The 19,020-nt window shown below is 55.7% G+C and carries 20 protein-coding genes and 2 pseudogenes; 11 read left to right on the top strand and 11 right to left on the bottom strand.

Features of this window, described 5'->3' with window-relative positions:
- Positions 1 to 28: 28 nt before the first annotated feature.
- The gene (locus ACYZT7_RS22975) at positions 29 to 895 is read left to right on the top strand and encodes a pirin family protein (protein ID WP_462038344.1); all 867 of its coding nucleotides are present in this window, start codon (positions 29 to 31) and stop codon (positions 893 to 895) included.
- 128 nt (positions 896 to 1,023) lie between these two features.
- Positions 1,024 to 1,650: an isochorismate family cysteine hydrolase YcaC gene (ycaC, locus tag ACYZT7_RS22970; RefSeq protein WP_462038343.1), complete on the top strand. Its 627-nt coding sequence runs from the start codon at positions 1,024 to 1,026 to the stop codon at positions 1,648 to 1,650.
- 294 nt (positions 1,651 to 1,944) lie between these two features.
- Here the strand turns inward: ycaC and ACYZT7_RS22965 are convergent, their stop codons facing one another.
- The gene (locus tag ACYZT7_RS22965) at positions 1,945 to 2,220 is read right to left on the bottom strand and encodes a hypothetical protein (RefSeq protein ID WP_462038342.1); all 276 of its coding nucleotides are present in this window, start codon (positions 2,218 to 2,220) and stop codon (positions 1,945 to 1,947) included.
- 206 nt (positions 2,221 to 2,426) lie between these two features.
- On the opposite strand from ACYZT7_RS22965, the gene ACYZT7_RS22960 reads away from it, so the two are divergent.
- Positions 2,427 to 2,867, top strand: a complete 441-nt coding sequence (locus tag ACYZT7_RS22960) for a carboxymuconolactone decarboxylase family protein (RefSeq protein WP_462038341.1) — start codon at positions 2,427 to 2,429, stop codon at positions 2,865 to 2,867.
- 11 nt (positions 2,868 to 2,878) lie between these two features.
- Here ACYZT7_RS22960 and ACYZT7_RS22955 read toward each other — a convergent pair.
- Together ACYZT7_RS22955 and ACYZT7_RS22950 are read right to left on the bottom strand one after the other, a co-directional pair.
- Positions 2,879 to 3,001 (bottom strand): annotated as a pseudogene (locus tag ACYZT7_RS22955) (HlyD family secretion protein); the annotation flags it as partial.
- A gap of 44 nt (positions 3,002 to 3,045) precedes the next feature.
- Positions 3,046 to 3,810 carry an AraC family transcriptional regulator gene (locus ACYZT7_RS22950; RefSeq protein WP_462038340.1) on the bottom strand — a complete coding sequence of 255 codons (765 nt, stop codon included), beginning with the start codon at positions 3,808 to 3,810 and terminating at the stop codon, positions 3,046 to 3,048.
- 100 nt (positions 3,811 to 3,910) lie between these two features.
- Here ACYZT7_RS22950 and ACYZT7_RS22945 point away from each other — a divergent pair, with 100 nt between their 5' ends.
- Complete coding sequence (locus ACYZT7_RS22945; protein WP_462038339.1) at positions 3,911 to 5,053, top strand: MFS transporter; 1,143 nt, start codon at positions 3,911 to 3,913, stop codon at positions 5,051 to 5,053.
- A gap of 143 nt (positions 5,054 to 5,196) precedes the next feature.
- Here the strand turns inward: ACYZT7_RS22945 and ACYZT7_RS22940 are convergent, their stop codons facing one another.
- Positions 5,197 to 6,669: an aldehyde dehydrogenase family protein gene (locus ACYZT7_RS22940; RefSeq protein WP_462038338.1), complete on the bottom strand. Its 1,473-nt coding sequence runs from the start codon at positions 6,667 to 6,669 to the stop codon at positions 5,197 to 5,199.
- Between the two features lie 204 nt (positions 6,670 to 6,873).
- On the opposite strand from ACYZT7_RS22940, the gene ACYZT7_RS22935 reads away from it, so the two are divergent.
- The gene (locus ACYZT7_RS22935) at positions 6,874 to 7,602 is read left to right on the top strand and encodes a class II aldolase and adducin N-terminal domain-containing protein (RefSeq protein ID WP_462038337.1); all 729 of its coding nucleotides are present in this window, start codon (positions 6,874 to 6,876) and stop codon (positions 7,600 to 7,602) included.
- A 2-nt stretch (positions 7,603 to 7,604) separates the two neighbouring features.
- Here the strand turns inward: ACYZT7_RS22935 and ACYZT7_RS22930 are convergent, their stop codons facing one another.
- From ACYZT7_RS22930 to ACYZT7_RS22920, 3 genes are all read right to left on the bottom strand, one after another.
- Entirely contained in the window at positions 7,605 to 8,678 is a 1,074-nt protein-coding gene (locus ACYZT7_RS22930) for a GlxA family transcriptional regulator (RefSeq protein ID WP_462038336.1), read from the bottom strand.
- A gap of 22 nt (positions 8,679 to 8,700) precedes the next feature.
- Entirely contained in the window at positions 8,701 to 10,362 is a 1,662-nt protein-coding gene (locus ACYZT7_RS22925) for a choline dehydrogenase (protein ID WP_462038335.1), read from the bottom strand.
- A 181-nt stretch (positions 10,363 to 10,543) separates the two neighbouring features.
- Positions 10,544 to 11,719 carry an aromatic ring-hydroxylating oxygenase subunit alpha gene (locus ACYZT7_RS22920; RefSeq protein WP_462038334.1) on the bottom strand — a complete coding sequence of 392 codons (1,176 nt, stop codon included), beginning with the start codon at positions 11,717 to 11,719 and terminating at the stop codon, positions 10,544 to 10,546.
- A 178-nt stretch (positions 11,720 to 11,897) separates the two neighbouring features.
- Here ACYZT7_RS22920 and ACYZT7_RS22915 point away from each other — a divergent pair, with 178 nt between their 5' ends.
- Positions 11,898 to 12,623: a cysteine hydrolase family protein gene (locus ACYZT7_RS22915; protein WP_462038333.1), complete on the top strand. Its 726-nt coding sequence runs from the start codon at positions 11,898 to 11,900 to the stop codon at positions 12,621 to 12,623.
- Between the two features lie 8 nt (positions 12,624 to 12,631).
- Positions 12,632 to 12,766 (top strand): annotated as a pseudogene (locus ACYZT7_RS22910) (helix-turn-helix transcriptional regulator); the annotation flags it as partial.
- Between the two features lie 109 nt (positions 12,767 to 12,875).
- On the opposite strand, the gene ACYZT7_RS22905 reads toward ACYZT7_RS22910, so the two are convergent.
- Both ACYZT7_RS22905 and ACYZT7_RS22900 read right to left on the bottom strand, forming a co-directional pair.
- Positions 12,876 to 13,211: a hypothetical protein gene (locus ACYZT7_RS22905; RefSeq protein WP_462038332.1), complete on the bottom strand. Its 336-nt coding sequence runs from the start codon at positions 13,209 to 13,211 to the stop codon at positions 12,876 to 12,878.
- Positions 13,212 to 13,295: 84 nt separating this feature from the next.
- Positions 13,296 to 13,847: a hypothetical protein gene (locus ACYZT7_RS22900; RefSeq protein ID WP_462038331.1), complete on the bottom strand. Its 552-nt coding sequence runs from the start codon at positions 13,845 to 13,847 to the stop codon at positions 13,296 to 13,298.
- 411 nt (positions 13,848 to 14,258) lie between these two features.
- On the opposite strand from ACYZT7_RS22900, the gene srmL reads away from it, so the two are divergent.
- Positions 14,259 to 15,407, top strand: coding sequence for a PheS-related mystery ligase SrmL (gene srmL / locus ACYZT7_RS22895; protein WP_462041850.1), 1,149 nt, complete (start codon positions 14,259 to 14,261; stop codon positions 15,405 to 15,407).
- 274 nt (positions 15,408 to 15,681) lie between these two features.
- Entirely contained in the window at positions 15,682 to 16,371 is a 690-nt protein-coding gene (queC, locus tag ACYZT7_RS22890; RefSeq protein ID WP_462038330.1) for a 7-cyano-7-deazaguanine synthase QueC, read from the top strand.
- A 52-nt stretch (positions 16,372 to 16,423) separates the two neighbouring features.
- On the opposite strand, the gene ACYZT7_RS22885 is transcribed toward queC, so the two are convergent.
- Positions 16,424 to 17,299: a queuosine precursor transporter gene (locus tag ACYZT7_RS22885; protein WP_462038329.1), complete on the bottom strand. Its 876-nt coding sequence runs from the start codon at positions 17,297 to 17,299 to the stop codon at positions 16,424 to 16,426.
- On the bottom strand, positions 17,289 to 17,885 hold the full coding sequence (locus ACYZT7_RS22880) for a helix-turn-helix transcriptional regulator (protein ID WP_462038328.1): 597 nt from the start codon (positions 17,883 to 17,885) through the stop codon (positions 17,289 to 17,291). Before ACYZT7_RS22880 ends, ACYZT7_RS22885 begins: the two co-directional genes overlap by 11 nt.
- Before the next feature lie 395 nt (positions 17,886 to 18,280).
- On the opposite strand from ACYZT7_RS22880, the gene ACYZT7_RS22875 reads away from it, so the two are divergent.
- Both ACYZT7_RS22875 and ACYZT7_RS22870 read left to right on the top strand, forming a co-directional pair.
- Complete coding sequence (locus tag ACYZT7_RS22875; RefSeq protein ID WP_462038327.1) at positions 18,281 to 18,667, top strand: DUF6124 family protein; 387 nt, start codon at positions 18,281 to 18,283, stop codon at positions 18,665 to 18,667.
- A 33-nt stretch (positions 18,668 to 18,700) separates the two neighbouring features.
- The gene (locus ACYZT7_RS22870) at positions 18,701 to 18,955 is read left to right on the top strand and encodes a hypothetical protein (RefSeq protein ID WP_462038326.1); all 255 of its coding nucleotides are present in this window, start codon (positions 18,701 to 18,703) and stop codon (positions 18,953 to 18,955) included.
- Positions 18,956 to 19,020: the final 65 nt, after the last annotated feature.

The raw sequence follows: 19,020 nt of genomic DNA, 5'->3' as shown, positions 1-19,020 counted from the left end.
CGCGTCACTCACCAGATTCGGAGGCGGAATGAAAAACATCATCGGTATCTACACCAGCCCACGGGCCCATTGGGTCGGCGACGGTTTTCCGGTTCGCACGCTGTTTTCCTACGACAACCTGGGCAAGCACATCAGCCCGTTTTTGCTGCTCGATCACGCCGGTCCCGCTGAATTCACCCCGACCACCGAGCGTCGTGGCGTTGGTCAGCATCCACACCGCGGTTTCGAAACCGTGACTATCGTTTATAAGGGCGAACTGGAACACCGCGACTCCACCGGCAGCGGCGGCAAGATCGGCCCAGGCGACGTGCAATGGATGACCGCAGCTTCCGGGATTCTCCACGAAGAGTTCCACTCAGAAGGTTTCGCCAAAACCGGCGGCACCCTGGAAATGGTTCAGTTGTGGGTCAACCTGCCGGCCAAGGACAAAATGGCCGACGCCGGTTACCAGACGATTCTCGATGGCGACATCCCGAGTATCGCGCTCAAGGACCAGGCCGGCAGCCTGCGCTTGATCGCCGGTGAGTTCGACGGCTACACCGGCCCGGCGCGCACGTTTACCCCGATTGACGTCTGGGACCTGCGCCTCAACGGCGGCAAGTTGCTGACCCTGGACCTGCACGAAGGTCGTAACACGGCACTTGTAGTGTTGCGTGGCACGGTTCAGGTCAACGGTGTGGAACTGGTGCGCGAAGGGCAGTTGGCGTTGTTCGAACGCATTGGCAATCAGCTCAGCCTGGAAGCCGATAACGATGCCGTCGTATTGCTGCTCAGCGGCGAACCGATCGACGAGCCGATCGTCGGTCACGGTCCGTTCGTGATGAACACCGAGCAGGAAATCCACCAGGCCTTTGCTGACTTCCAGTCAGGCCGATTCGGTCGGATGAGCAGTTGAACTCATTGTTGTAACGCTGTGGCGCTTCGGGCTTGTGTGACTACGCGTGCTTGGCCGCGGCTTAACGAACTATCAGGTTTCTCTCACGCCGGCCCATTCGGCATCGATAAAAAGCGAGGATTACTCCCATGACTACCTCTTACAAACGTCTCGATAAGGATAACGCCGCCGTTCTGTTGGTCGATCACCAGGCGGGTTTGCTTTCTTTGGTGCGCGACATCGAGCCGGACCGGTTCAAGAACAACGTGCTGGCCCTGGCTGACCTGGCCAAGTACTTCAAGCTGCCGACCATCCTCACCACCAGTTTCGAAACCGGCCCCAACGGTCCGCTGGTCCCTGAGCTCAAGGCGCTGTTCCCGGACGCGCCGTACATCGCCCGCCCTGGCCAGATTAATGCCTGGGACAACGAAGACTTCGTCAAGGCGATCAAGGCCACCGGCAAGAAACAACTGATCATCGCTGGCGTGGTAACCGAAGTGTGCGTGGCGTTCCCGGCGCTGTCGGCACTGGCTGAAGGCTTCGAGGTGTTTGTGGTGACTGACGCTTCCGGCACCTTCAACGAGCTGACCCGTCAATCGGCCTGGGACCGCATGTCCTCTTCCGGCGCTCAGTTGATGACCTGGTTTGGCCTGGCCTGTGAGCTGCATCGCGACTGGCGCAATGATGTGGAAGGCTTGGGTACTTTGTTCTCCAACCACATCCCGGACTACCGCAACCTGATGACCAGCTACAACACGCTGACCAACAGCAAGTAACCTCTGACAACATAGTTCCCCTGTGGGAGCGAGCTTGGTCCGGGCGGCGTTCCGACGATAGCGGTATGCCAGCCACCATCAATGGTGACTGGCATGGCCTCATCGTCGGAACGCCGCCCGGACCAAGCTCGCTCCCACATTGTTTTGCATTGTTCTGAAGGCATGCTTGAACAAGGCCCAGAGGTTGACTCAAGAAGTGCCTAAGGTTGTGCAGAAGAAGGGATTTTTGCAGTGGTTGCGCAATCGAGCGTAGGGGCTCGAAGGTCATGGGCGCGGGTGCAATCGAGTGAGCCGTCAGTAGTCGAACGGCGCATGTTGCCAAACCATGCCAACGGGGCCAGCTATCAACAGCAAGGCTAGGTAAGCCAGGGTTTGTCGGCGACTCAGCGGTTTTTTGTGCGCCGACTGTTGCGCTGCGAATCGGGCGCGGCCATGTCCCTGAATCTGGGACAGCAGAAAGGCTTCGCGCGCCTGTTCCGGCATTTCCCACAACAAGGACTCCAGGTGCCAACGCGCTTCGGAATTCGGTGAAGTGGCCGGTGGCAAAGGCATTTCGGATGAGGACGACATGGGCAGGAGTTACTCGTTTCCGGCATCCTGGCCGCGCTATCAAGAATGAGTCGCATTCTAGTGGTGTCGGTGGCGTGATGGCAATTACCCATATGGATTATTTTCAAGCCCACCCATTGGCATCCTCAACTTCCCAATAATTGGCTATTTGCTGCAGGTCAGTGCGCGATTAACGTAGCCCACACCCCTTGTGACTGGAGCCCACCATGCAACAGCGTATCGATTTCTACACTGCTTCCCCTGACGCACTCAAAGCCATGATCGCGTTGGAAACTGCTGTGTCGAAGCTGCCGCTGGAAAAGTCGTTGATTGAGCTGGTAAAGCTGCGCGCTTCCCAGATCAACGGCTGCGCCTTCTGCATCGATATGCACACCGCCGATACCCGCAAGGGTGGTGAAACCGAACGTCGGCTGTACGCGGTGTCGGTCTGGCGTGAAACGCCGTTCTTCACCCCGCGTGAACGTGCGGCGCTGGCCTGGACCGAATCCTTGACGCTGCTGAGCCAGACCCATGCTCCGGACGAAGATTACGAACTGGCTACTTCCGAGTTCAGTCCCAAGGAAATGGTCGATTTGACCGTGGCCATTACGACCATCAACGCCTGGAACCGCCTGGCGGTTGGCTTCCGCAAAATGCCTCAGGAGTAACACTAACGGGTCAGCCCGGCGAAACCCAGGGCAGCGATGACCGTAGCGAGCAAGATCAACCGTTTGAGCAGAGGAGGCTTAGATGTGCTCACCGGGACAGCAAGGTCGGTTTCAAGGCTGGGCATGCTGGCCATGGAGAAATAGTGGCAAATGATTTCTGCTGCCGGTCGTCAGGTGCTTACTTGAGCCAATGGCCAGGGGTAATGCCGGTCATGTCCTTGAAGAAGGCGATGAACGCGCTGTCACTGGCAAACCCCAGGTCGAAGGCGCTGTAGCCAATGTTCCGCCCGGTAGCGAGCAGTTCGATGGCGCGCATCAGCCGCCATTGCTGGCGCCATTGCTGATAGCCCATGCCGGTTTCACGCTGGAAGATTCGCCCGATGGTTCGGCCACTGGCTCCGATCTGTTGTTCCAGGGCGTGAAGTTCCGGCGGCAGCTGCTCGAGCGTGGCGAGCAGCGGCGCCAGGCGTTTGTCCCAGGGCAATGGCAGTAGCATCGGTTGCTGCACGGCGTCGCGGATTTCGCTCAGGCACAGACCCAACAGATGAATGAATTTGCCCTGATGCCAATCGGTGTCGAAGTCAGCGACGGCTATCGGTTCCAACACCGCCCGCAGCAACGGGCTGACTTCAATCACACAGACCTGTTGCGGCAGGTCGGCGCACAACGCCGGTGTCAGGTAAATCGAGCGATAGTCGACGCTCTGCTGCATCACCGCGCGGTGGGCAACCCCAGGTGGAATCCACGCGGCGCGAGAGGGGGGCAGCAGGCACAACTGCTGCGCAAGGGTAATGCGCGTGCAGCCCTGACGGGTGAACAGCAACTGTCCGCGTTCATGCTGATGCAGTCCGGAATCGTGATCGCCCAAGATTGCGGCGATGCCGATGACCGACGCGGGGTAGCTATCGGGATCGAATTGCGCGTGGGCATTGAGCCAGGCCATGGATTGTCCGATTTCAACGATTAATTGGCAAGGTTTGGATAATACGCCAGTCACGGTTTCTTAAGCTGCTGGCCAGTATTTCCGGACGAGTGAAGTTGAGATGAATTCCAAAAGCCTGTTGGTATTGGCGATTGCCTTGCTGATGTTTCCGCAGATCGCCCAAACCCTTTATAGCCCGGCGCTGGCAGACATTGGCCAGGCCTTTGCCGTCGGGCCGCAAGAGGCGGCGCAAACCCTGTCGGTGTTTTTTCTGGCTTTCGCATTCGGCGTAGTGGTGTGGGGCCGGCTGTGCGACCGGATCGGACGTCGGCCGTCGATGCTCGCCGGGCTGGCGTTATATGCCGGTGCCTCGGTGCTGGCGATGAGTGCCAGCTCTTTCAATGCGCTTTTGATGGCCCAAGCGCTGGCAGCTTTTGGCGCTGCGGTGGGTTCGGTCGTGACGCAAACCGTGCTGCGCGACCGTTTCAAGGGTGCGGAACTGGCGCAGGTGTTTTCGGTGATGGGCATCGCGCTGGCTGCCAGCCCGGCGATTGGCCTGTTCGCCGGGGCCAGCCTGGTGCAAGGCTTCGGCTATCGAGGCGTGTTGGGATGCCTGTTGCTGGTGTCCTCGGCGTTATGGCTGTGGTGCCTGCGGACCTTACCGGAAACCCGACCGCAGAAAGTAACGACACCCGCTCTGTTCGAGACGCTGTGGAGAATGCTGCACGACCGCGATATCTGGCGTTCCACGCTCTTGGTGGCGTTATTCAATATTGCCCTGTTCAGCTATTACAGCCTCGGTCCCTTCATGTTTCAGCGATTGGATTTGAGTGCGCAGTTGTTCGGTTACAGCGGGATAATCCTGGCCTTGGGCTCCGGCCTCGGCGCCTGTCTCAACAAACGCCTGTTGCATCGAGGGCTCAATGGTTTGCAGCTGATCCGGCTGGCGGCGGTGTTGGCATTGGCGGGCGGTGGCGGCGTTTGGCTGATGCAGGGCAGCGGTCTGTTTGTAATGCCGATGCTGCTGGTGGTGCTGGCGTTTGGCATGGCGATCCCGAATATCCTCGGTTCGGCATTGGCGAACTATGGTGATCGACTGGGCACGGCTGGCGCGTTGTTTGGATTGTTCTACTACTTGTCAACTGGCGGTGGGCTGATGCTGGCAGCGTGGGGGCAGGCATTGGGTGAGACGTTGGTGCTGTGCGGCGCATTGACGTTGCTGTTGGCGGGTTCAGGCAGCAAACGTTGGCCGCCGTCCAGCTAAGAGAAATGTCGCCTGACACACCGCTATCGCGAGCAGGCCCGCTTGTGTCTTGCGCAGGATTCCAGTTCCGCTGCCTGAGCCAGCAACGGCAGGCTGAGGGACGCAAGCAACAAAAGGGCTTTCATGGGATCAACTCCTCAACGTTAAGCATCAACACCAACCCAGTTCAGCGGCGCCGGTTCGGTGTTGAAGTAGATGTGCTTGAGTTCGGTGAACTCATCCAGCCCGGCCCGCGACAGTTCGCGGCCGATGCCGCTGGACTTGTAGCCACCCCACGGCGCTTGTGGAAACGCCGCGTTGTAGTCATTGATCCACACGGTGCCGACCCGCAGGCGTTTAGCCATGCGGTAAGCCTTGCCGATGTCTTGGGTCCAGACCCCGGCGGCCAGACCATAAGGTGTGTCATTGGCCAGTCGTAGCGCCTGGGCTTCGCCGCTGAAACGCTCAACGGTGATCACCGGACCGAAAATTTCTTCCTGGGCGATTCGCATCTCGGCCGTGACATTGCCCAACAAGGTTGGCCGCAGCCAGAAGCCGCGTTCAAACTGCTCGGGAATCGTCCCGCCGGCTAGCAAGGTCGCGCCTTGTTCGACGGCACCGGCAATCATCGTGAGGATCTGATCGCGCTGGCCTGCAGAAATCAGCGGACCCATTTGTGTGAGCGGGTCGAGGCCATCGCCCAGACGGATGTTCAGAATCCGTTGCTGCAAGGCTTCGACAAATCGATCGTGAATCCCGTCCTCCACCAGCAACCGGGAACCGGCGGAACAGATTTGCCCGGCATTGAAAAACACCGCGTTCAGCGCCTGGTCCAGCGCCACTTCAAAGTCGGCATCGGCGAACACGATGTTCGGGTTCTTGCCGCCCAGTTCCAGCGCCACGCGTTTGAAATTGCCGGTGGCCGCACGCATCACCTTGCCGCCGGCACCCGCGCCACCGGTCAGCGACACCAGGTCCACTTCATCGCTGGCTGCGAGCAATTCACCGACGTCACCCGGACCGCAGAGCAGGTTGAACACGCCGGCCGGAAGGTCTGCTTCGCCGAGTAATTCGGTCAAGCGATGGGCCGTCATCGGCGTCAGGCTGCTGGGTTTGAACACGACGGTGTTGCCAGCGGCCAGGGCCGGGGCGATCTTCCATACCGCTTGCAGCAGCGGGTAATTCCACGGCGCGATCAAGGCACACACGCCCACCGGTTCGCGCTGGTTGAAGCTGATGACATGGGCCGGAGCGTGACTGTTGACGCTGGCGCTTTCGGTTTCCAGCAGCGCCGCGTAATAGCGGAACGTAGCGACCACATTGCCAACGTCGCCGAGGCTTTCACCCAGGGTTTTGCCGGCGTTGAGGGTTTCCAGGCGGGCGAGGTGTTCAGCGTCCCCTTCGATTAAATCGGCGATCCGTTGCATGAGCTGCGCACGCTCGGTCACCGGCATCGTTGGCCATGGCCCCTCATCGAATGCCTGGCGTGCGGCACTGATCGCCAACTGCGCATCGACAGCCCCGGCCACGGCCACTTGCGTCAGCACTTCTTCGGTTGCGGGGTTGATGACGTCGCGGTAGCGCGCCGCCTGTGGCGCCTGCCCACTACCTGCGATAAACAAGGGAATCTGCGGCATTTGCGTCTCCAGCCAAGTGGGTCGTGGTGCTCACTATGGCGGCGTCGGCAACGCTGCGATTGATCAAACGCGGCATAACCACGCCGTTTTTCCACGGTGGCCACGCCGCGAGATAACGGCAGTCAATGTCGTTTCCCGTCAAGTGCGCGCAAGGCGTCTCTCTACACTGCCAAGCATCCGGTCAAACGAACTGTGGAGGACGCGATGAATCAACCTGTCGAGCAACTGAGAATCCGCCTGGCCTGCGCCTTTCGCTGGGCGGCGCGGCTGAACCTGCATGAGTCCATCGCCAATCACTTCAGCGTGGCGGTGTCGGGTGACGGTCGGGAATTTTTGATCAATCCGTACGGCAAGCATTTCTCTCGGATCAAGGCCAGCGACCTGCTGCTGGTGAATGCCGATGACCCCGCGAGCCTGGATCGCCCGGACGCGCCGGACATCACCGCATGGGCCTTGCACAGCGCCTTGCATCGCAACCAGCCGCATGCCCGTTGCATCCTCCACACGCATTCCGGATATGCGACGGCGCTGGCCTGCCTGACGGATTCGCGGCTGCCGCCGATCGAGCAGAACGCCATGCGGTTTTTTGAGCGGGTGGCCATCGACGACGGATTCGATGGCATGGGCTTGGGAGACGAAGCCGAGCGCGTCAGCCATGTGCTGGGAGACAAACCCATTCTGTTGATGGGCAACCATGGCCTGCTGGTCGCGGCGCCGACCATCGCCCAGGCGTTCGATGATCTGTACTACTTCGAACGGGCCTGCGAGACCTACATCACCGCGCTTTCAACCGGCAGCGAGTTGCGCATCGCCAGTGATGAAATCGCCCGCAAGACCTGTCGACAATGGCTCGATTACCCAGGCTTCGCCGACAAACATTTCAACGCGCTGATGGGCATCCTGGACGAGGAAGAAGCAGGTTATAGGCTATGAATTCAATCCGCCTCGGCCGGCCGGTGCTCCTTGCGCAGCGGCTGACGCATCACCGGGGCGGTCCAGACCTGGCTGCGGTCCTCGCTGGGCGGGCAACCGAAGCGGGCGCGGTAGGTGCGGGAAAAGTGTTCCAGCGAACCAAACCCTGAACACGCCGCCACTTGCGCCACGCTCAAGCGAGTTTGCTGCAGCAGGCTGTGGGCCTTGGCCAGCCGCAAAGTGATGTAGTACTTGAGCGGCAACAGGCCGGTCTGATACTTGAACTGCCGCTCCAGTTGCCGCCGCGAGAGGCCGACCTGGCTGGCAATCGCCTCGCAATCGAGCGGTTCTTCCAGCGCCTTTTCCATCAACTGCACCGCACGGCGAATCTTGCTGCCGTACAGGCCGGTGTTGGTCAGGCCGCCATCGAGTTGATTGTCCGCTGGCGCACGCACATGGCCCATCAGCAGGTGCATGCCGATCTCCCGCGCCAGATCGCTGTCGATGCTTTGGCCGATCCAGCCGAGCAGCATGTCCAGTGTTGTCGTTGCGCCGGCGCAGGTCATGCGCTGACGCTCAAGCGTATAGAGCTGCGGCGTGGCGTGAACGCGGGGATAGCTCTCCTGAAAGCCTTGAAGATTGTCCCAGTGCACCGCGGCTTCATAGCCGTCGAGCACGCCGGCGGCCGCGAGTAATTCAGTGCCGGTTTCCACGCCCATCAGCACCGCGCCGAACAACGCCTGTTTGCGCAGCCAGCTTTTGAGCGCCAGGTTGCGGCTGTGTTTGTGCACGTCGAAACTGGCGATCACCAGGCACACATCGAAACCCTGATCGGCGCGCAGACCCTCGTTGGCCACGGTCGTCAGGCCATTGCTGGCCTGCACCGGTTCACCGTCCAGCGATAACAACGTCCACTCAAACAGTTGGCGCTGGGTCAGCCAGTTGGCGATGGCCAGCGGCTCCAGCACCGCGGCTAACCCGAAGTTGGAAAACGACGGCAACAGCAGCACCGCCACCCGCAACGGCGTGACTTCGCCGCGCCGCCAGGTGAAGCGGGTATCGGGGGGCACTGCGCTGTCGCACGGTTGATTGCTCATGAGTCATCTCTGCGTTCAAACATCATCGTTGCCGCGTCTGCCACTGCGGATGTATCCACACCGGCGCATCAGAGGGCGGCAGGGGCATCAATCCGCGAATCATGTCGCTGGCCTTTTCCGCGATCATCACCGTCGGCGCATTGGTGTTGCCGCTGACGATCACTGGCATGATCGAGGCGTCCACCACCCGCAAGCCGTCGAGGCCATGCACTCGCAGCTGCGGATCGACCACCGCTTGCGGATCAACGGCCGGTCCCATCTTGCAGGTGCCGCTGGCATGGTAGCCGGTTTCCGTGACCTGTCTGGCCCAGGCATCCAGCGCTTCATCGCTCTGTGCGCCGGGACCTGGGACCAACTCTTCACCTTTGAATGCGGCCATGGCCGGTTGCTCGATAATCTCGCGCACCAGCCGCGCACCGGCGCGCATGTCAGCTCGATCCTGCTCGGTTTTCAGGTAATTGAACAGGATGCGCGGCGGCTGTCGAGGGTCGGCGCTGTTCAGCGTGACGCCGCCCAGGCTGGTGGGGCGCATCAGGTCGATATGGATCTGGAAGGCGTGGCCGGGCACCAGATCGACGGTGCCCGGTTGTACGGCCAGCGGCATGAAGGTCAGTTGCAAATCCGGGTGTTCTACGCCGGCACGGGAACGGATGAACGCGCCGGCCTCGAAATGATTACTCGCCGCCAATCCGTCGTGGGTGGCGAACCAGCGTGCGCCGATCCACCACTTGCCCGGCGCGGTGGTCCACGGATACAGCGACACCGGTTTTTTGCACAGGTACTGCACGACGGTGTCTGGATGGTCGTTTAGCCGCCGGCCAACACCGGGCAGGTCATGTTTCACCGTGATCCCCAAATCCCGCAATTCGGCCGCCGGACCGACGCCCGACAGCAACAACAACTGCGGCGAATTGATCGCTCCGGCGGTCAGTAATACTTCGCATCGGGCGTGAGCGTTATGAGTCTCACCGTTCTGCTCGTATTCGATTCCGACAGCGCGATTGCCGTCGAACAGGATGCGCAACGCCAACGCGTCGGTGGCCACCCGAACATTGCCCCGAGCCAGCGCCTCGCTCAGATAACCCCGCGAAGTGCTCCAGCGCCGCCCGGCGCGAGTGGTGCGATCCACTGGCCCGAAAGCTTCCTGACGATAGCCGTTCAAGTCGCTGCTCAAGCCATACCCTGCCTCGGCGCCAGCAGCCAAAAATGCTGCGCACAAAGGGGTCGCTGTATCGCCCGGTGTGACGTGCAAATGTCCCGTCGCCCCTCGGTAATCATCCGCGCCGTCGGCGTGGGTTTGCGCTCGCTTGAAGTACGGCAGCACTTGCTGATAACGCCAGCCCTCGCAGCCTTGCTCGGCCCAACCGTCGTAATCCCGGGCATGGCCACGGATGTAGACCATGCCGTTGATCGACGACGAACCGCCCAGCGTCCGACCTCGCGGCGTGCCGATCCGGCGTCCATGCAGATACGGTTCCGGCTCGGAGCTGTAGCTCCAGTTGAAGCGCGTACCGCCGACCACGATCCCTACGGCGGACGGCATGTCGATAGTCCAGCTCTTGTCCGCCGGGCCGGCTTCCAGCACTAAAATCTGCACCGACGGGTCTTCACCCAAACGGTTGGCCAACACGCAGCCCGCAGACCCGGCGCCCACAATCAGGTAATCAAACGCATGATCGGCCATGGTTCGTTGTGCTCCATCAATGAAAAAGCGGATCAGTCAGTTACGACACGTAACCTGTGGGAGCGAGCTTGCTCGCGATAGCGGCAGGTCAGTCAGCATCAATGTTGAGTGATCAATTGCTTTCGTCGGATCGCCGCCCGGAGCAAGCTCGCTCCCACAGGGACCGCGTAACTGCCGGGCACTACGGTCTGACTGAAGACGGCCCGTGAACACCGTTGAACACCAGGCGGTGAAAGTGATGCACCAGGTGCTCGCTTTCATTGCTGCGCTGGGCGTCGATCATGTAGCGGCCCTGGTCGTAGCCCAGAGAATGCAGGCCTTTCTGCACCGAGATGTTCAACGCGATGTCTTCCGGTCCCAAATCCTCATTCATCCACTTCATGCAGGACTCGGTCACCGCAGCGGTCTCGGTGTGGGTGGAGTAGTAACCAAAGCGCAGCAGAGAGCGTTCGGCATCCAGCGGAATCATGATGAACGAGCCGAGAAACTCCGAGAACGGGAAGGTATAGAAAGTGTTGTTCGGCCACAGGCCGATGTTGAAAAAGCATTCGTTGGGGTTCACCTGGCTTTTCAGGGGGACGCCGTAGGCTTCGGTCACCGAGAGATTGGCCGGGGCGACGTAGGTCCACCAGTTGTCGCGTTTGGTCAACTGATAGCCCTTGAAGTCGATCAGCTTGGCGAGGTCGATATGGCACGGCCCGGACAACTTGAAGTGATAGCCCTCGATGGAGTTGTCCATGATCACCTTCCAGTTGGCCGGCACGATCACGTCCTGTTCCTCGATCAGGCGCATGTTCGCAAGGTCCGGAAACACTCGGCGCATTTCCTCATCGGCGCCGGGGAACAGGTCCCGCAACGACGGCGCCGCCGGGTCGAGGTTGAAGTAAATGAACCCGCCCAGTTCTTCGGTGCGGATCTGCGGAATGTTGAACTGCTGCAGCTCGAAGTTCTTCATCTTCTCGCAACGCGGCGCGCTGCGCAGGCTGCCGTCCATCTCGTAGCACCACGAGTGATAGGCGCAACGGACCACGCCGCCGGTGGTGCCGCGACGCGCTTCAAGCAAGCGGTTGCCACGATGCTGGCAAACGTTGTGGAACGCATGGATCTGGCCCTGACGATTCTTCGCCACCACCACGCTCTGGTCGAACAGATCCGTCACCACGTACTGACCCGGCTCGGCGAACTCGCTGACGTGCCCGGCCACGTGCCAGGCGTGCATGAAAATGTTATCGCGTTCGACCTTGAACAGGGTCTCGTCGAAGAAGTAACGCGAGGGCAGGGTGAAGGCTTCTTCCGGGTCCTGCTGGTCCCAACCGTCGACGGGGCTTTGCTGTTTACGGGTTTGGAAACTTTGCATGGGGTGATCTCCACAGTGACTGGCCGCACGGCACGGCTGCTTGTTCTGGGAGTTAATCTAGGGCGCGGGGAAGGGGTGGGAATGATCGATTGCGACCAGTTGGTGGGGGAATACATCAAGCACGGGGCGGAAAAGCATTGGATCATCAACGCACTTCAACGCAGAAACGGAGATCGTCATGAAGCAACCGCAAAATGATTTTGAAGCCTTGTCCGCAACCATTCCCGGTGTCGATTTTTCTGATCGTTCCGCCACGGCGCTGGTCGTGGTCGATGTGCAGCACAGCGATGCAACGGAGGGGCGGGGCTGGGTAAAAGCCTGTGAGGCGGTGGACCCCGGCTCCATGCGTTATTACCTGGATCGTCTGGAGCAGACGACGATTCCAGCTATCCGCCGCTTGCTGAAGGCGTTTCGTGACTCCGGTCGTCCGGTCATTCATCTGTGTACCGGTTCGTTGTATCAGGACATGCGCGATTGTCCGGCGCGTTTCAGGGACTGGACGCGGGAGCTGGAGATTGCCGGGGGTGTCAAGGACATGTGGTGGGTCGGCAATCCAGACTTCGCCTTCCTGGAAGAGGTGGCGCCGCTGGCGCAGGAGACGATCATTCGCAAGACCACCCAAGGTGCTTTCAACGGCAGCGAAATTGACACCACCCTGCAACGCATGGGCATCAAAAACCTGGTGTTCTCCGGTGTGGTCACCAGCTGCTGTGTCGAAACCACCGCCCGCGACGCCGCCGACCGCGGCTACGGTTGTGTCCTGGTCTCTGACGCCTGCGCAGATTGTGACGAAGCCATGCACGATGCGGCGATGTTGAACTTCGGGCTGTACTTCGGAAAAGTAGTGGATACAGCTGAGGAGTTGCTGGTGCCCTTGACGATAGAGGGGCGCAACGCCCGCTAGTGTCGGCGTCCGTGACGTCAACGGCCAGCCAGATGAGCATTTCGCCTGAGACGGTACGCATGCACCGCAAGAATCTCTATTTGAAGCTGAATGTCGGTTCACAGTCGGAGTTGTTTGCCCTGTTTATCGAGTGGTTGCGCTAGCACTGGCATCAAAAGATCGCAGCCTGCGACAGGTGCTGTGGAACAGGTGTATTAACCAACCGCGGTCCGATTGCTCTGTGCTATCAGTAAGTAGTTACCAATGGAACTGCTAGTGTATTGGGCTTGCGCTCACGGCTGGGCTAAGGAAGTCGATGTGATAGCCGGAAGATCCATCACCAATAGCTAAATGAACCCCACAGATACCTTCATTCATCTGTGAGTTGATTTTGTAATCAATACTTGGCGCGATAGCCTCGTTTACCCCGATAGCGAACTCGGTCAGCTTAAGTCCGCGAGAACTAGCCGCAAGATCCAGAAGTTTTATATGTTCCTCGTTTTTTACTTTCAGTGAGGTGATGATGTTGTCTTCAACTGATAAGAATGCGCCTTCTTCCGATATGCGATCACTCAGCCATTTTAGTGAGGTTTTCAATCCTTCTGGCAATCGGGTTAGGTTTTCTCAGTACTGTCAGTATTCCTGCGATTTTCAAAGTTCCGCTAAAAGAAAACGGGCAAGGTTCTTGTGGGTTCATATGTGCATAATGAACTTCAAAAAATTCTGCCACGGACTGAACAAAGTGTGTTCTATGTCTTCGGCAAGTAGTGCGTATGGCTGTGCGTGAGGGAAAATAGTGACCCGCGCATCAGCGTCGTTACCAGACAGGAAAAAGGATTCATTTGAATTGAGCATGTTCAACACGGATCGCTGTGTGCATAAGGCATGTTCAAAATTGCTGCTCAGCAAGAGCTCCAGGCTGTAGAGTGCACTAACTAAGGAAGGCTTGAACACTTGCGTTGCGCAAAAAACGCTTTTTTTATTTTTTGTGTTTTTTGTGATATCAAACGTCAATTTTGCAGCATCATTGCTAAAGGAAAAAATAATACTATTCTTTGGTAGTTTCTCAATCTCGGAAATATTTGCCGTATTGAAACCTAGGTGCGCACATTCTCTGAGGAAGTCTTCTGAATCCGAAATTATTGATAACTCCCCCTGACCAATGAGCGTCGATATCATTTTTGATGTTGGCATAAAATCCTCCTCTTCTTTCCAATGAGCGGCAAGAGAGTTCTTGTCGCTCATTGGTATTATTTACTCTCCAGTGTGAGCCCAAGCCAGAGGTGCCCAACCAAAATTATCCGGGCCAGAAGTGATTCGGTTGAGTTTTTCTTTGACGATATTTTTCTTTTTCATCTGATCTTCCTTTTTCATTTTGTTGGTTTGTACTCCCTGAAATGCTTGGGAGTGGATTAATTAATACAGGATTTTTGATGTGTTAAATGATTTGTTAGGGTTTTTTTAGAATTAATTTGACTGTTTTAGTCGTCGTAAAGTTCTATAGGTTATTTGTGTAGGGCGTATCTGTAATCTTGTTCTGAAAATTTATTATTTTCATTTTTTTTTGGTTGTGGCTGATGACCTGATGTCGTTAGGTTTATTTATGGGTTTTGTTTTTTGAAAGCAAATGTTCAACTGTTAATAGAGGGTTATATAGTGCATGCATCAAAGAAATACCTGACAGATACGTCTGTCCATCAAGCCCTACTACTGGTTGATCTTACCGAGGCAAGCGCACCCGATCACGCCGTCCGACTATTGCTAAATGAAGTTCTTCAGGAGCTTGCTGAAAAAGGCTGGCCCCAAGCGCAACTTCAGACCGGACCACGAATTGTGTCCGCTGAAGAAAATTACGGTTTGCTGGGTTATGACCCAGCAGAAGTCACTCTTGGGAGTGAACACACCCGTTGGGTCGATGAGTGTTCCCTTTTGCGTACACAAACCACCAGTCAAATTCCGGCGGCACTTCAGCGTGCGGCTCATGTGCGGCAACCGGGGGAGACGATATTGCTGGCCGCGCCAGGTATCACTTTTCGTCGAGATAGTCGGGACCGTTGGCATTGTGCAGAACCACATCAAATGGATATCTGGGTGCTGGGTGACCCGGAACTGTCGACGCATGACCACTTGTTGCGTCTGGTCAGCGATATCCTCAAAACAGCCGTTCCTGAAAAGCGTTGGGTCTACAGTGATAGCCCGCATCACTACACGGAGGGCGGAATAGAAGTGAATGTGTTGAATGACGGCGCTGCGGTCGAGGTGCTGGAGTGCGGTCGTATTGCTACGTCTTTGTTAGAGCGCTTGAAGATTGATCCGCAGTGTCATGGAGGGCTGGCGCTCGGGATGGGGTTGGATCGACTGACCATGCTGCGCAAGGGGATTCCGGATATTCGCTTGCTGCGTGATCAGAACGTACGAGTACAGGCGCAGATGCATGATTTGAATCCCTGGAGCGCTGTATCACGTTTGCCTTCGATTGCTCGTGATATTTCGTTGGCGGTAACGCCAGGGTTAAGCGAGGAAGTGTTGACCGAGAGGATGTTACAAGCTGCTGGCGACAACTCTGACTGGATCGAGGAGATGCAGGTCAAGGGACGTTGGGGATTCTTGGATTTACCTGTGCAGGCAATTGAACGCCTCGGACTGCTGCCGGGCCAGGAAAATGTGCTTCTGCGCGTTGTACTGCGTGATTGTTCGCGATCAATCACTACCCACGAGGCGAACGCCTTGTATGCGAACATTCAGTCGGCGTTGCATGAAGGTGCGCCGGGGGCGGGTTACAGAATGGATCTTCCAACGGCTTGAAAGCGCCATTGTCGAATTGCCCAAGTAATCACTGAGACACCGTGTAATCGTTCATCGCGAGCAAGCTCGCTCCCACAGGGACCGCGTAACTGCCGTTTGAAGTGGGTCATCAGTGATGACTGTTTGGAAAACCCCTCGGGAATCCAGCATAGAACTGACACAAACGGAAATCGGAGACGGTCATTTCGGAAACCTCCCACACCCAGAGTTTGAGCTTCCCGGTAGGGTCAACGGCCCCGGCACCCTGTCGGGACACCCCAAGGAAGAACGAACCATGACCAGAAAGGCCGTTATCGTTTTCAGCGGCGGACAAGACTCAACCACCTGCTTGATCCATGCATTGCCGATGTACGATGAAATTCACTGCATTACCTTTGATTATGGCCAGCGCCATCGTGCGGAAATCGAAGTGGCGCAACAGTTATCAAAACAGCTTGGCGTGAAGGTGCACAAAGTATTGGACACTTCATTGTTAAGCGAACTGGCCATTAGCAGTTTGACGCGCGACCACATTCCAATTGCAAGGAGTACGGGGAGCGGCGTGCCTGATACGTTCGTGCCTGGCAGGAATATTCTGTTTTTAACGTTGGCTTCTATTTATGCCTATCAAGTGGGTGCTGAAGCTGTCATCACAGGTGTTTGTGAAACTGAGAGCTCTGGCTACCCTGATTGTGGCGATGAGTTTGTTAAGGCGTTGAACAGCGCCATTCACTTGGGCATGGACTATAAGATACAAATTGAGACGCCGCTTATGTGGCTGAATAAAGCAGAGACTTGGGCCTTGGCCGATTACCATAACCAGCTGGATTTGATTCGTTACCATACATTGACTTGCTACAACGGGATAATGGGGAGTGGATGCGGCGACTGTGATGCTTGTAGTCTTCGTGCAAAAGGATTGAGTGAATTTCTGGGAAACAGAACGGAAGTCTGGAACAGTCTAAAAATTAAACTAGCACTATAAAAGTTAATTTGCTGCTGGGGGCGTTGGCTTGTTGGTGCTGACTCCCCAGGCTTTATACGGGATCTACAGCTATGTACCTTTTAAATAGTGATCTTGCCCCATAGGCAGGTAGGATATTGAAAACGGAGAAGCACATTTTTATAGCTATCTGTACATAAATTATCTTAAGGATATCGCTGTTTTGCATGGTTCCATAAAATGCAATAAAGCAAAAAATGAAACTGTCTATTATTACCGCAAAAAAGGTGCTGAAGAAAACCCTCAAAAATAGAAACCTTGAGTTCGTAAGTTTTTTTATTCTGCACAGAAGATAAGAGTTGACGTATTCAGAAAAAAGGAAAGAAATGCAGGATGCTACTAACGCAGATGACACATGTGTAATTACCTCACTGTAAGGTCCGTCGAGCTTCCAACCAGTTAAGCCTGGAAGGTAGCTGGTGGTACTCAGTAAAATGATAATAAATGCATTACTTGCAAAGGCGAACAGTATGGCTCGCCTCGCGAGTCTAAGTCCGTAAGATTCATTCAATATGTCAACTACTAAAAAGGTTAGTGGGTATAGAAAAACACCCGGCGTAACAACGATGTCAAAAAGGGCTATATATACCAGTTTCGTCGCGGCAACATTTGTGAATATGTACAGTGCGAAAAGAAGCAGATTGAGGGCGACGTAAGTCATCCACGACCTTTCATTGCGATCATTCATTTCGTATGCGGTTAACGCAGTGCCGCCAGAATAATATTTCCGGTATATGTCCTTGATTTCCGGTTTGCTTAGGTCGTCTATTATGTCACTTTTTAATATCTCGCCTAGCTTAACTTTTATAATTTTGCCTGTGGAGATCACCATGATAACGACGAGGTTTTTATTTTTTTCAAACCCCAGTAATTTGTATTTGCTGTTTTCGGCTTCGTTGTTAATTGCCATTAAATCTTTCCTCGATCACTGCTCCAATAATGTAGCTAGTGTCAGTGTCAAAGCCCTCAGTGGTAATACGTAATTTTTTTGTTGTTTTGTCGTATGCCAATTTGTCTCCGTCGCCACTCAAAAAACCCTTCTTAACTATCAAAATATCTCCTGGTTCGTTCATTCCACTAATTTCATTCTCCAGAAGCACGCCTATTAAATTGCAGGCAGTGCCGAAGTAATATGTCAGCGGATACGTGATGGCTAATTCGCCAATTCTTTTGTCCAGACTTTCAATAAGCAAACTCTCTTTAATAACCGGGACTGCTGCGGGATTCATATTTCCTTGTGGTGAGACACTGCTCTCTATTATTTCTTTCTCTTCAAAATCTACTGTCTCTATCTCCTTATAAGACACGCCAAAAAAATCCGATATTTTTCGAATGGTAGATTGTTGTACATGGACAACCCGTCCTTCCAAAATGTTATAGATTGTCGTTCTGGTCAATCCGCTGGCATTGCACAGGGAAAGCCGAGTCTCCCCACGGCTCTTTATCAGGTACTTGATGTTGTTTTTTAATTTTTCCGTTCTGTCTTTCTTGTGCATTAAATATTTACCATTTGCTTGTCGTTGCAATAGATCGCACGTATGGAGGTGATTTGCTTTGAGTGCAGCATCCTACACGCCTGGCCCTTGGACAAAAAAGATAATTTTCCACGCGGATTAAACAATCGTGGAATATTTTCTATTGCTGCGATTGGGCTCTGACAGTGTATGTAAGACGCTGCCTACTCGATCAATAGAAGTTTCTTACAGTAACTAGGAGGATCCGAAAAACATTAATCAGGTGAGAATCATTTAATTACACAGATGTTCATTTATTTGATTAATTAAATAGAATTTTCTGGTAATAAATATACCGGTCCGCCCTGCATAGCCGTCACCCAATCCTGGTTGAAGGCAAGAGACGGGCGCTTTCTACCCTTGCAAGGAGCTCTGTTATGAAAAAAACCACCATCCAATCCGCGGAATCACCAAACGATTCCCCCAACGACACCGTCGATTCATCCAGTCCCGCCAAAGTCACCGAACAACTCGTCAGCGTGCCCCTGCGCAATCACACACGTCCCGAATCTGCCAAGTATTTCTTCGCCGTCGTTCCGGATGTCGACATGGAATCCCTGCTCTGTCACGCCTCTGAAACCCTCGCCTCCCTCAGTGTCATGGCCACCGATCTCGCCCGTGAACTGGAAGGCCCTCGTCGCCATGTCATTGTGGGTATTCAGCAACTGTCCGCTCTGGGCGAATTGCTGGTCAATCGAGCACTGGACAACCTGGAACCGCCCCGAGGATTGTCTGAAGGTCGTCCAACTGCCAACGCTGAATAATCGTGTGCCTTTACCCAATGGAGGTTTTTCATCATGGATCGATACATGCCTATCACTGGCATCGACTGCAACGTCCCATCATTGCTGATCGACACTGAAGCACCACTGGACGTGTTGCATGAAACCGCGGCCTACCGCATTCGTACCGCAACGCAACTGCTGGAGAGCATTGCGTTTGGCGAGGGTGTCCACAGTGAGCTGGCGCGGGTGTTGGTGACTTCACTGTGCGATGGCTGTGATTTGATGGATGTCGTCGGACGACGATTGCAGGTGCACGTTTCAACGTAGAAAAAGGGCGTCGTTTGGCGTATTGCCGATCAGTTAAGCCGTAACACGATCTGTGATCGGCACCG

This window comes from Pseudomonas sp. RT4P38 (assembly GCF_054897765.1).
Note: the sequence above shows the minus strand (reverse complement) of the source record. Positions and strands in the feature narration are given on the sequence as shown.